The organism is Rahnella perminowiae, from assembly GCF_019049755.1.
GTDB lineage: Bacteria > Pseudomonadota > Gammaproteobacteria > Enterobacterales > Enterobacteriaceae > Rahnella > Rahnella perminowiae.
Genome location: NZ_JAFMOS010000478.1, coordinates 1 through 11,758, shown reverse-complemented (window position 1 = coordinate 11,758; position 11,758 = coordinate 1). Strand labels below are relative to the sequence as shown.

Sequence of the window (11,758 nt, the reverse complement as noted above, 5' to 3'; positions counted from 1 at the left end):
GCATATATGTCTTTCAGTAATCCCTTAATAGCGTCCATGATTCTTCCTTTTCCGTGGGACCGCTCCCACAGAAAAGGAAACTACTCCTGCGTCCGGAAGTTGTCAACGAGGCAAACAGGCCGGAAGAATCAATACAGGGAGAAAAAGAGAATTATTATTGCAATCTGTGAGCAGATTCAAAATAAAGAGGATAAACGAATAAAGGATAAAAAAGCAGGGATTATCCCTGCTTATCCATCTTCTCAACGATCTTCTTCTCGACCTCAAACGGGTCGATACCACGCAGTTGCAGGCGACGGAAACGGATGATGTTAAATCCGTTCATCAACAGAAAACTGCCTTCAATCAGTGAGCCACCAATCGAGCCAAGCCAGATGTTGTGCGCTACCCAGCAACACGTAGAGCACCACATAATGCAGCGGGTTGTCAGTCCGCTGGTACGGAACAGTGCCCAGGTACTGACCACGGTCGCGCCGACGGGCAAGAGTTCCACCCAGTGGTGGGCACGGCTTAGCCCGAGCACCAGCGTCAGAACGATGAAAATCACCATAATCCACTGATTACGGGTACGCAGGGAAATCAGTGTGCGCAGGGAATTGAGTAAGGCGCTCATGCCTGCAGGGGCAGCCCCCATCATCAGAAAATGCACGCCAATAATCGCGCTGTAGGCAGAAAGTTGTTGTTTAAAGCGGCGGTCGCTGCGGTTGAAAAACATTGTGATGCCAACCATAAAGGCCACAACACCCACTGACTGGGCAAACCAGTAATACGTCATTTGTCAGGCGTCTCATACGTGAAATGCTTACGCTGCAAAAGCAAACGGCGCTTCATAATTGAAACGCCGTTTCATTCTAACGAGAAAACTGAATTGTTACAATGTGACACCGCTTTTAAAGATGGCTAATTCGCGGAAATCATTAAGTTCGTTTTTGGCTTTGCGGCCATCAGCGATCGCAACGATCAGATCCACAAATTCACCCAGCAACTGATCCATACTGACATCGTGGATCAGGCGTCCGGCATCAAAATCGATCCAGTGCGGTTTTTTTGCTGCCAGTTCACTGTTGGTGGCCAGTTTCACTGTCGGCACAAAGCCGCCGTAAGGCGTGCCGCGTCCGGTACTGAACAGCACCATATGACAGCCTGCACCGGCCAGCGCACTGGTGGCGACGGCGTCGTTGCCTGGCGCACTTAGCAGATTCAGCCCAGGCATAGTCAGGCGTTCGCCGTATTTGAGTACGTCCACCACCGGGCTTTGGCCCGCTTTTTGGGTACAACCCAGCGATTTTTCTTCCAGCGTGGTGATCCCCCCGGCTTTGTTACCCGGAGACGGGTTCTCATAAATCGGCTGATTATGTTCGATGAAGTATTGTTTGAAATCGTTCACCATGTGAACGGTTTTCTCAAACGTACTTTCATCGCGGCAACGGCTCATCAGGATCCGTTCTGCGCCAAACATTTCAGGCACTTCTGTCAGCACGGAAGTACCACCGTTGGCGATCACATAATCAGAGAAACGCCCCAGCAGCGGGTTAGCCGTGATACCCGACAAGCCATCAGAGCCGCCACATTCCAGCCCGAATTTCAGTTCGCTGAGTTTACCGGGCACACGTTTGTCGTCACGCATTACGGCATACAGTTCGCGCAGACGTTCCAGACCCGCTTCCACTTCGTCGTCAAATTTTTGCAGCGTCATGAAACGCACGCGCTCTTCATCGACTTCGCCCAGCGTTTCACGGAATACGTCCACCTGATTGTTTTCACAACCGAGGCCGATCACCAGCACCGCACCGGCGTTCGGATGGCGTACCATGTTTTGCAGCATCGTACGGGTGTTCACATGGTCATCGCCCAGTTGCGAACAACCAAACGGATGCGTGAACAGGTAAACACCATCGGTGCCTTCCGCATCATTGGTCTCTTTAAGGAAACGTGACTGGATCTGACGCGCGATACCGTTGACGCAACCGACGGTCGGGATCAGCCACAGTTCGTTACGGATCCCCACCTGTCCGTTTTTGCGGCGAAAGATCTGCACATCGCGATCCGCCATTTGTTCCGGCAGGCTGGCGAAGTCCGGCTGATACTGATATTCGTCCAGATCGCTCAGGTTAGTTTTGCCGTTTTGCGAATGGATATGCACACCTGGTTCAATCGCCGTCAGCGCATGCCCGATCGGCAGACCGTATTTCACGATGTTTTCCCCCGCCGCAATCGGGCGCAGAGCAAACTTATGACCACGTGCAACAGGCTGAGGCAACACCACGGTGTAACCGCCTGCTTCGACCTGCTCACCCGCGTCGATATCGCGCAAAGCAACGGCGACGTTATCAGCGGTATGGATTTGAATGATACTTTGCATAGTTGCTCTCTTAGCTGTAAGCCGCCAACGCATCGCGCATGCCACGGTCTTCAATTGACTGCAATTGTTCGGTCACTTTTGCCGTCAGACCCGGCACGGTATTCAGATCACGTCCCCAGTGTTCTTCATCCGCCAGCACGGTCTCGACCAGCCCGGCCAGCGGCAGGCTGCCGTTGCGCACGTTGCCCCAAAGTTCGGAGAAGCGGCTCAGCCAGTGTGCATCGTCCTGCAGCGGATAAATTTCACCGTTACGTTCGCCACGATAAAACGCCAGCAATGCTGCCAGCGCAAACGTCAGGCGCGGCGGCAGGAGCTGATTCTTTTCCTGGCTCGCCAGCAGTTGCGGCAGAATGCGGGTGCGGTATTTGGTCATACCGTTCAGGGCAATCGACAGCAACTGATGCTGGATGAACGGGTTGCGGAAACGGCTGAGTACCGCCTGAGCAAAGGACGTCAGTTCATCCTGCGGCAAATCCAGCACCGGAGAGATTTCCTCGGCGATCGCCAGTTCGACAAAGCGGCTGATTTGCGCATCATTCATCGATTCGCCCACGGTATTCAGCCCTGACAGGAAGGCCACAGGCACCAGTGCGGTGTGCGCGCCGTTAAGGATCGCCACTTTGCGTTCTTTATACGGTTTGATGTCGTCAACCAGGCGGATATTCAGCGGCAGTTTGTCCAGACGCAGTTCCTGAGCGAGACTTTTTGGCCCCTGGATCACGAACAGATAGAAGTGTTCGGCGCTGTCGAAGAAACTGTCCTGATAGCCCAGTTCTTCCTGCAGGCTGTCAACTTCACTGCGCGGATAACCGGTGACGATGCGGTCAACCAGCGTTGAACAGAAGGTGTTGCTGCTTTCCAGCCACTGAGTAAATGCCGCTGGCAACGCCCACTGTTGTGCGTAACGCAGCACCAGTTCCTGCAATGCTTCACCGTTGTAGTCGATCAGTTCACAGGGCAGCAGAACCCAGCCTTTATCAGCCGCACCGGAGAAATGTGTGAAACGTTCGAACAGTAACCGGGTCAGTTTGGCCGGGAAGCTGGCCGGAGGCGTATCGTCCAGACGGTCACTTTCCACATAGCTGATACCCGCTTCAGTGGTGTTAGAGAACACGAAGCGGATATTCGGATCGCGGGCCAGCGCCAGATACTCATCAAACTGATGGTAGATATTAATTTCACGGTTAACGGAGCGGATGATCCGGGTATCACGCACCGTTTGCCCTTGTTCGTTCAGGCCGCTGATGATGGTGGTATACAGGCCATCCTGCGTGCTGAGTGAAGGCGGGAAGTCGGTGTCAATCGGACGAACCACTACGATCCCGGCATCCAGATCGGTATGTTCGTTCAGCAGGTCGATTTGCCAGTCGACAAACGCCCGCAGGAAATTACCTTCACCGAACTGAATAATTTTGTCCGGATGTTGACGGCCAGGGAAGTCACGGCGATTTAACCTTTGCATCTCACATTCACCTTAATTTGCTCAGACTCCGGTCTTTGAGGGCGGGAAAATTGCCCCGTGGCCGTCGTTGTCTATTGGGATAATTGTTTGTTATTTAAGTATTTATTTTCAGGAGCGCAGGAACCTGCGCTCCGTCGTACTGCTCAGTTCCTGCAGATCAATTCAGTTCAATCTGGAAATACTGTTTCGCATTATCGAAGCAGATGTTTTTTACCATGCTGCCCAGCAGTTCGATGTCTGCCGGTGCTTCGCCATCTTCCACCCAGCGACCGATCATCTGGCACAGAATGCGGCGGAAGTACTCATGACGCGTATAAGACAGGAAACTGCGGCTGTCGGTCAGCATGCCAACGAAACGGCTGAGTAAGCCCAGGTTAGCCAGCTGCGTCATCTGACGTTGCATACCGTCTTTCTGGTCGTTAAACCACCAGCCGGAACCGAACTGCATTTTGCCCGGCATCCCTTCCCCCTGGAAGTTACCGACCATGGTGCCGATCACTTCGTTATCACGCGGGTTCAGGCAATACAGGATAGTTTTTGGCAGGCCACCGGCCAGACCTTGTGCGCCCAGTAATTTAGACAACGGCTCAGCCAGCGGCTGATCGTTAATCGAGTCAAAACCGACGTCTGCGCCAATCAGCTGGAACATACGGGTATTGTTATTACGCAGCGCGCCAATGTGATATTGCTGTACCCATTCACGACGTTGATATTCAGACGCCAGGTACAGAAGAACGCCGGTTTTGAACTGAGCAATTTCTTGTGCAGTTGGCGTTTCACCACTCAGACGACGGACCAGAATGCCATCCAGCGTTGCGTCATCCGCTTCACCATAAACCACCACATCCAGCGCATGGTCTGACACTTTGCAACCGTGGGCCGCGAAGTGATCCATACGTTTTTTCAGGGCATCGCGGAGATCGCTGAAACGGGTAATGGACACATCTGCGGCAGCTTCCAGTTTCTTCATGTAATCCACAAAGGTTGCCGCTTCGATGTTGAAAGCTTTGTCCGGGCGCCAGCTTGGCAGCACTTTGATATCAAAAGCGGAATCCAGGGCGACAGCTTTATGATGTTCCAGTGAATCGATAGGATCATCCGTGGTACCGACCATTTTCACGTTCATCTGTTTCATAATGCCGCGGGCAGAAAATGCATCCTGCGCCAGCAATTCATTACCACGTTCCCAGATTTCGCCTGCGGTAGACGGCGAAAGCAGTTTACCGGTGATGCCAAACGGACGGCGCAGCTCAAGGTGAGTCCAGTGATAAAGCGGGTTACCGATAGTGTGAGGAACGGTTGCCGCCCAGGCGTCAAATTTTTCGCGGTCGCTGGCATCACCCGTACACATACGTTCAGGCACACCGTTGGTACGCATTGCGCGCCATTTGTAGTGATCGCCTTTCAGCCAAATGTCATACAGGTTTTTGAATTTGTAGTCCTGCGCAATCAGCTCAGGCGGCAAATGGCAGTGGTAGTCAAAAATGGGCTCATCTTTCGCGTAGTCATGATACAGGCGACGTGCGAATTCAGTGTCGAGAAGGAAGTCTTCCGTTAAAAACTGCGCCATCTTAAGTTCCTCATCATCAATTCTGTAGAGTTATCACTCAATGGTGCGAAGTTATCACACCAATTTAAGCTATCGTCCAGTACTTTTTAACGGACAAAAGCCGCTAAACCGCCTGATTTCATTCCAAAAAAACAAACTAATTCTCTGTAAAACAATGGCTTTATCGCCATCAGGTACTGGTGCTTATTATCCTCACAATCAGAGTGTCATTTTGTGATGTCACTCAAACTTTAAATCTGTATGACAAGTTAATTGATGCCCAATGTAATAAAAGTTCGGTGTTTCTTTAATTACACCTTTCCCTTCAGCCTGCCCCCGCCCGTGCCACAGCGGAGCACCATCGCGTAAGGCTCCGGCGAAAGGATGCTCATTTGTCGTACGGATTATCTCTCATAAATGAACAAATAAGGCCGTTCATTAACTGTGCGTTTTAAATGTGATCGTTTCGTAAAGTTGTTACACCAATTACGTTTCGATAATCAGATTGTCATTGTTACTGATGGTTCTAAAAGTGTGAAGCCGATCATGCTAAAGGCCACTTTCATTGTAAAATCAAGTAAATAAGTCTGTAGTTAAAAAACTTACGTAACCACACAATATAAATGTGGTTTTGTGATGTCATTCAAATTTTAAATATGTATGACAAGTTATCTTTGCATCGCCCGGACAAGAGCGTCAGAGATTACCTGCCACGTCCCTTCGCTGTTGCCCGGGCAAAACACTTCCCGGGTGCAGTCATCCCTGGCGAAGCAGTAATTCTGGTGTTCAGGACGTTCATCGGACACTTACGCACAGATAACAATAACGCAGTGCGTAATAACACGGGCAGCTCCCAGTGAAATCATCTGGCGGCCACGTTCCCGAAAATACTTTAAGGAAGCCAGAACCCCACGCTTGTTCAGGTGGTGCGAAATGCGCCCTGACAGCCTGATGTTGTCATCGCCGGATTATTTACTGGGAGAGAGTTAAATGGGTAAGATTAAAGGGTTACGCTGGTACATGATCGCCCTGGTGACATGCGGTACTGTATTAGGTTATTTGACACGTAACGCCATTGCAGCCGCAGCGCCAACGCTGATGAGCCAGTTAAACATCACCACACAGCAATATTCATACATCATCGCCGCCTATTCGGCCTGCTATACCCTGATGCAGCCGGTCGCCGGTTACGTTCTCGACGTCATGGGCACCAAAGTAGGCTATGCCATGTTCGCCATCATGTGGGCAGTCTTCTGTATGGCGACCGCGCTGGCGAGCAGTTGGGGTGGCCTGGCTATCGCCCGCGGTGCCGTCGGTATGGCTGAAGCCGCGATGATCCCTGCCGGCCTGAAAGCCAGCAGTGAATGGTTCCCGGCCAAAGAGCGTTCTATCGCCGTAGGTTACTTCAACGTCGGTTCATCAATCGGCGGGATGATTGCGCCGCCACTGGTCGTCTGGTGTATCGTGATGCACAGCTGGCAACTGGCCTTCATCATTACCGGTGCACTGAGCCTGATCTGGGCGCTGAGCTGGCTGGTCTTCTACAAGCATCCTAAAGATCAGAAGAAACTCAGCACTGAGGAACGTAATTACATTCTGGAAGGTCAGGAAGCACAGCATCAGACCAACAACGGCAAGAAAATGTCTGCCTGGCAGATCCTGCGTAACCGCCAGTTCTGGGGCATCGCGCTGCCACGTTTCCTGGCGGAACCTGCCTGGGGGACGTTCAATGCCTGGATCCCGCTGTTTATGTTCAAAGTGTATGGCTTTAACCTGAAAGAAATCGCGATGTTTGCCTGGATGCCGATGCTGTTTGCAGACCTCGGTTGTATCCTGGGCGGCTATCTGCCACCGTTATTCCAGAAGTACTTCAAAGTTAACCTGATCGTTTCCCGTAAGCTGGTCGTGACCATGGGGGCGGTTCTGATGATTGGCCCTGGCATGATTGGCCTGTTCACCAGCCCTTACGCCGCTATCGCTTTATTGTGTGTAGGTGGTTTTGCTCACCAGTCACTGTCCGGTGCGCTGATCACTCTGTCTTCTGACGTGTTCGGTCGTAACGAAGTGGCTACCGCCAACGGTCTGACCGGGATGGCAGCCTGGATGGCAAGCACCATGTTTGCTCTGGTGGTCGGTGCGCTGGCCGATACCATCGGTTTCAGCCCGCTGTTTGCGGCCCTTGCTGTCTTCGACCTGCTTGGTGCCATCATCATCTGGACAGTCTTGCAGAACCGTTCTGCTGTAGAACCTGTCCCGGCTCCGCTGAAAACCGCGAAAGCCTGAGTTCTTGTTTGTCAGCCCGGTAAGTATCTTTACCGGGCTTTGCTTTTTCTGCCCTTTCTGCGGTGCCTTTCTGTCCAATGTACGGTGCATCAACCTTTCGTAAAACGTATACTGGCACTGGTATAATAAATTTACAGGTCTGTCCGACACTCACTTCTTACAGGTTTCACTACTTTAAAGAGCACTCATATGGAATCCACAGACACCAGACGCCTCTATCAACAACTGGCTGCCACGCTCAAGGAACGCATCGAAACAGGCTTATATCCGGTTGGCGAGAAGCTGCCCGCCGAACGTCTGATTTCCGATGAAATGGATGTCAGCCGCACGGTCGTGCGTGAAGCGATTATCATGCTGGAAGTTGAAGGTTATGTAGAAGTCCGTAAAGGGTCGGGAATTCATGTGATGTCCAATCAACAGCGCCACCTTGTGGTGACCGATTGTGGCAGCGAGTTTGGTACCGCCGGTCCGTTTGAGCTGTTACAGGCACGTCAGTTGATTGAAAGTAACATCGCTGAATTCGCCGCCACGCAGGTCACAAAGCAAGACATCATGCGTTTGATGGAGATTCAGGAGCATGCGCGCCAGGAAGACCGCTTCCGCGATTCCGAATGGGATTTAAAATTCCACGTGCAGGTGGCACAGGCCACACAGAATAATGCCCTGGCGACTATCGTGGAAAAGATGTGGAGCCAGCGTTTGCATAACCCGTACTGGCGCAAACTGCATGAGCACATCGATGAGAAGTCTATTGAGAGCTGGTGTGAAGAACATGATCTGATTTTGAAAGCCTTGATCCGCCGTGATCCGCACGCCGCCAAACTGGCGATGTGGCAGCATCTGGAAAATACCAAACAAATGCTTTTCCGCGCCACCAGCGATGATTTCGAGTTCAACGTAGACCGTTATCTTTATTCAGAAAACCCGGTTGTTCATCTCGATCCGCCGTTACTGAATACTAAATAAATTCCCCTTAAGGCAGGTTAATTCCCCCAACCTGCCTTTTTCCAGCTTCTGCTTTCTCCCCGTCAATCCTGTCAGGCACTGTCGAGTAGTGTCAGTCAATGTAAAACCCTTTTCCATAATGTGCTTCAGACTTAAATGATCGGTCTCAACACGCTATATTTACCTGTCTGAGTTATTGTTATTTTGTTACAGTTAGACCACTTTTTTTACCCGTTCAGGCCCGGTTAAACAGGCGCCGGGACGCGTAAATCCCCGAAGAACTCATGACCAGAAGCCCGCCAGGGAAAAGGCGACCTTATCAGTAAAACAGGCAGCGTCGAGACGAATTCTCCGCTGATGTCTTTCGCTGACCCACTGAAAATGATGGAGTTTTACTACACCGATGGAAATTATCAGTTCGCTTATCGATGCCCTCTGGCAGCAAGATTATAAAACTCTGGCTAATCCGCAATTAGTCTGGGCGTTGTACCTGATTTTATTCATGATTATTTTTCTGGAAAACGGTTTGTTGCCTGCGGCTTTTTTGCCGGGCGACAGCCTGCTGATCCTGGTGGGCGTGTTGATCGCCAAAGATGCCATGAATTTCCCCCTCACCATTTTCCTGCTGACCAGTGCGGCCAGCCTCGGTTGCTGGCTGAGTTACGCTCAGGGAAAATGGCTGGGCAACACCCGAATAGTACAAAGCTGGCTGGCCCATTTACCTGTGCATTATCATGAACGTGCGCACGCACTTTTCCATAAACACGGTCTTTCCGCCTTGTTAGTCGGGCGTTTTCTGGCCTTTGTACGTACACTGCTGCCAACCATTGCCGGGCTGTCAGGCCTGAGCAACAGCCGTTTCCAGTTTTTCAACTGGGCCAGCGGGTTGTTGTGGATCCTGATCCTGACCTCGCTGGGGTATTTCCTCGGTAAAACCCCGCTGTTCCTGAAGTACGAAGATCAGGTGATGAACTGCCTGATGCTGCTCCCTGTCCTGCTGCTGGTCGGTGGCCTGGTCGGTTCGATTGTCGTGTTGTGGCGCAAAAAACATGCAGACCGACAGAACAAAGGCAAGAACGCATAATGAAGCGCAGATTGTTCAAACGTTCATTTATCTGGCCTGTGCTGCTCATACTGCTGGCCGCCGCCGCTATGATCGGGCTGGCAGTATCACGTCTGCCGGCACCGGCCGGCGCGCTGCAAATCCGCCCCGCCAGAGCGGGCATCTCCTTACCTGACGGTTTTTATGTATACCAGGGGCTAAGCCAGCACGGTATCCATATTAAAAGCATTACGCCACTGGATGATGCTTTGGTGGTGCAACTGGACACCGCCTCACAACGCAAAATGGCCGAAACCGTATTACAGGACATTTTGCCAGCCGGATTCATCATCCGGTACTACGAACCTCCGCATGATAAAACCTGGGTGGCTAAACGGGATCTTGACCGCATCAAATTTGGATAAGAAAACGCGCAGGATTTGTCTCATATCACCGCCTATTCAGCGGTGATATGATTTAGACGCTACACATTCAGAAAAAAATCATTAATGGAATTAAGTGCCACACTCACTTAAACGTCAAAAGGAAACCTGACGATGAAAATCACGCTATCTGCCCTCACGCTTGTTCCTGCATTGCTGTTCACCACAGCCGCTTTTGCCGCACCTCAGCCGGAAAGTTGTGTAACCAAACAACAGGAAATCCAGAAACAAATCGGCGAAGCCCGTGCGCATAACAACCAGAACCGCATTGACGGTCTGGAGAAAGCATTACGTGAAAATAAAGCGCATTGCACCGATGCAGGTCTGAAAGCTGAAAACCAAAAACGTGTTGATGAAAAACGTGAAAAAGTTGCCGAACGTGAGCAGGAGCTGAAAGAGGCTCTGGCCAAAGGCGATCACGAAAAAATCCTCAGGAAACAGCAAAAACTGGAAGAAGCGACGTCAGAACTCAAAGAAGCGGAAGGCCATTAATCGCTTTTCAGCCTGACAGATTTTATCCCATGCCACAGCGGATTTTCAGTGATCTTGCCTTTTGAAACAGATGATTCGCATTTGCGATCACCCGAATATCCGCTATGTTAAAAGTTCGAATCAGTTAACGTATGGAGTGACTTACACATGGCTAGTAATACATCAGAACAACTGCGCGCTGAACTCAAGTCATTGGCGGACACCCTGGAAGAAGTTCTCCAGACCTCTACCGACAAGCCGAAAGCTGAACTCGATAAACTGCGTGGTAAAGCAGAATCCCTGCTCAAAGATACCCGTGAGCGTCTGAGTGACACAGGTGATAAAATTGCCTATCAGACCAAAGAAATTGCCGGCAAAGCTGACGATTATGTGCGTGAAAAACCCTGGACGGGCGTCGGTATTGGTGCCGCGGTCGGTGTTGTGATTGGCGTTCTGTTAGCCCGCCGCTGATTATGGCTGAACCAATCAAACCTGCGCCACAAGGGCCGGGAAAAGGGTTATTTGACATCGTTTCACGCATTGCTACCGTGGTGGTAAGCATTGTTGAAACACGTGTCCGGCTGGCCGTGGTTGAGCTGGAAGAGGAAAAGGCCAATATTTTCCAATTGCTGCTCATGGCTGGCATTACCCTGATATTTACCGCCTTTGGTCTGATGAGTTTGCTGGTGGTTTTATTCTGGGCCATTGACCCGGCCTATCGCCTTACGGCGATAGCAACGACGACCGGCGTGTTGCTGCTTCTGGCGGTGATCCTGGGTGCGATGACGCTGGCGAAAGCCAAACGTTCAACCCTGCTTAGCCTCACCCGTAAACAACTGGACATCGATCGTGCCCTGCTGGAAAAGGATGACGAGCTATGAGTATCCCGAACCGTGCTATCGAAAAAGTCAGGTTGATGCGCAAAATTGAGCGTCAGCGCAGCGAGCTTTCTCAGGCCGGTTCAGACTGGCTGGATGCCACCGCGAAAGTGGATCACTATTGGGTAAAACTCGTGGATATGCGTAAATATCTGGTTGTCGGCTCCAGCCTGCTGGCCGTTTACGGTATTCGCCACCCCAGCGCAGTGGTTCGCTGGTCACGGCGCGCTTTCGGCATCTGGGGCACCGTAAAATTGTTCCGTAAAACCCTCGGCAACAAATAGTCTCAACCTCCGCAAGCAAAACGGGCTGATGGGCAAACC

The 11,758-nt window shown here is 51.3% G+C and carries 12 protein-coding genes; 8 read left to right on the top strand and 4 right to left on the bottom strand.

The annotated features are described in order from the left end of the window. Positions 1–220 precede the first annotated feature (220 nt). The 4 genes from J1785_RS09075 to uxaC form a co-directional block, all read right to left on the bottom strand. Complete coding sequence (locus J1785_RS09075; RefSeq protein WP_129954682.1) at positions 221–775, bottom strand: YgjV family protein; 555 nt, start codon at positions 773–775, stop codon at positions 221–223. A gap of 96 nt (positions 776–871) precedes the next feature. Beyond that, the gene (locus J1785_RS09070) at positions 872–2,362 is read right to left on the bottom strand and encodes a UxaA family hydrolase (protein ID WP_129954683.1); all 1,491 of its coding nucleotides are present in this window, start codon (positions 2,360–2,362) and stop codon (positions 872–874) included. A 10-nt stretch (positions 2,363–2,372) separates the two neighbouring features. Then, positions 2,373–3,824: a tagaturonate reductase gene (locus tag J1785_RS09065; RefSeq protein WP_217138185.1), complete on the bottom strand. Its 1,452-nt coding sequence runs from the start codon at positions 3,822–3,824 to the stop codon at positions 2,373–2,375. 157 nt (positions 3,825–3,981) lie between these two features. Next, positions 3,982–5,394, bottom strand: a complete 1,413-nt coding sequence (uxaC, locus tag J1785_RS09060; protein ID WP_217219260.1) for a glucuronate isomerase — start codon at positions 5,392–5,394, stop codon at positions 3,982–3,984. A gap of 969 nt (positions 5,395–6,363) precedes the next feature. Between uxaC and J1785_RS09055 the strand changes: the two genes are divergently transcribed. The 8 genes from J1785_RS09055 (at position 6,364) to J1785_RS09020 (ending at position 11,719) form a co-directional block, all read left to right on the top strand. Further along, a complete protein-coding gene (locus tag J1785_RS09055; RefSeq protein ID WP_129954686.1) occupies positions 6,364–7,656 on the top strand; it encodes an MFS transporter in 1,293 nt (430 codons plus the stop codon). Positions 7,657–7,845: 189 nt separating this feature from the next. After that, a complete protein-coding gene (exuR, locus tag J1785_RS09050; RefSeq protein WP_129954687.1) occupies positions 7,846–8,622 on the top strand; it encodes a transcriptional regulator ExuR in 777 nt (258 codons plus the stop codon). A 382-nt stretch (positions 8,623–9,004) separates the two neighbouring features. Next, the gene (locus tag J1785_RS09045; RefSeq protein ID WP_129954688.1) at positions 9,005–9,685 is read left to right on the top strand and encodes a DedA family protein; all 681 of its coding nucleotides are present in this window, start codon (positions 9,005–9,007) and stop codon (positions 9,683–9,685) included. Continuing rightward, positions 9,685–10,068 (top strand): EnvZ/OmpR regulon moderator MzrA, encoded by a 384-nt coding sequence (mzrA, locus tag J1785_RS09040; protein WP_129991993.1) that lies wholly within the window; start codon positions 9,685–9,687, stop codon positions 10,066–10,068. The genes J1785_RS09045 and mzrA overlap by 1 nt, the downstream gene beginning before the upstream one ends. Before the next feature lie 132 nt (positions 10,069–10,200). Continuing rightward, positions 10,201–10,578 (top strand): DUF1090 domain-containing protein, encoded by a 378-nt coding sequence (locus J1785_RS09035; protein WP_129954690.1) that lies wholly within the window; start codon positions 10,201–10,203, stop codon positions 10,576–10,578. 147 nt (positions 10,579–10,725) lie between these two features. Beyond that, on the top strand, positions 10,726–11,028 hold the full coding sequence (locus tag J1785_RS09030) for an ElaB/YgaM/YqjD family protein (protein ID WP_129954691.1): 303 nt from the start codon (positions 10,726–10,728) through the stop codon (positions 11,026–11,028). Between the two features lie 2 nt (positions 11,029–11,030). Further along, on the top strand, positions 11,031–11,438 hold the full coding sequence (locus tag J1785_RS09025; protein ID WP_129954692.1) for a phage holin family protein: 408 nt from the start codon (positions 11,031–11,033) through the stop codon (positions 11,436–11,438). After that, complete coding sequence (locus J1785_RS09020; protein ID WP_129991992.1) at positions 11,435–11,719, top strand: YqjK-like family protein; 285 nt, start codon at positions 11,435–11,437, stop codon at positions 11,717–11,719. Before J1785_RS09025 ends, J1785_RS09020 begins: the two co-directional genes overlap by 4 nt. The last annotated feature ends 39 nt before the right edge of the window (positions 11,720–11,758 follow it).

What these genes read in the sequence shown, in the direction of transcription:
- J1785_RS09075 (WP_129954682.1), bottom strand. Translation starts at nt 775, where the DNA reads ATGACGTATTACTGGTTTGCCCAGTCAGTGGGTGTTGTGGCCTTTATG.
- J1785_RS09070 (WP_129954683.1), bottom strand. Translation starts at nt 2,362, where the DNA reads ATGCAAAGTATCATTCAAATCCATACCGCTGATAACGTCGCCGTTGCT.
- J1785_RS09065 (WP_217138185.1), bottom strand. Translation starts at nt 3,824, where the DNA reads ATGCAAAGGTTAAATCGCCGTGACTTCCCTGGCCGTCAACATCCGGAC.
- uxaC (WP_217219260.1), bottom strand. Translation starts at nt 5,394, where the DNA reads ATGGCGCAGTTTTTAACGGAAGACTTCCTTCTCGACACTGAATTCGCA.
- J1785_RS09055 (WP_129954686.1), top strand. Translation starts at nt 6,364, where the DNA reads ATGGGTAAGATTAAAGGGTTACGCTGGTACATGATCGCCCTGGTGACA.
- exuR (WP_129954687.1), top strand. Translation starts at nt 7,846, where the DNA reads ATGGAATCCACAGACACCAGACGCCTCTATCAACAACTGGCTGCCACG.
- J1785_RS09045 (WP_129954688.1), top strand. Translation starts at nt 9,005, where the DNA reads ATGGAAATTATCAGTTCGCTTATCGATGCCCTCTGGCAGCAAGATTAT.
- mzrA (WP_129991993.1), top strand. Translation starts at nt 9,685, where the DNA reads ATGAAGCGCAGATTGTTCAAACGTTCATTTATCTGGCCTGTGCTGCTC.
- J1785_RS09035 (WP_129954690.1), top strand. Translation starts at nt 10,201, where the DNA reads ATGAAAATCACGCTATCTGCCCTCACGCTTGTTCCTGCATTGCTGTTC.
- J1785_RS09030 (WP_129954691.1), top strand. Translation starts at nt 10,726, where the DNA reads ATGGCTAGTAATACATCAGAACAACTGCGCGCTGAACTCAAGTCATTG.
- J1785_RS09025 (WP_129954692.1), top strand. Translation starts at nt 11,031, where the DNA reads ATGGCTGAACCAATCAAACCTGCGCCACAAGGGCCGGGAAAAGGGTTA.
- J1785_RS09020 (WP_129991992.1), top strand. Translation starts at nt 11,435, where the DNA reads ATGAGTATCCCGAACCGTGCTATCGAAAAAGTCAGGTTGATGCGCAAA.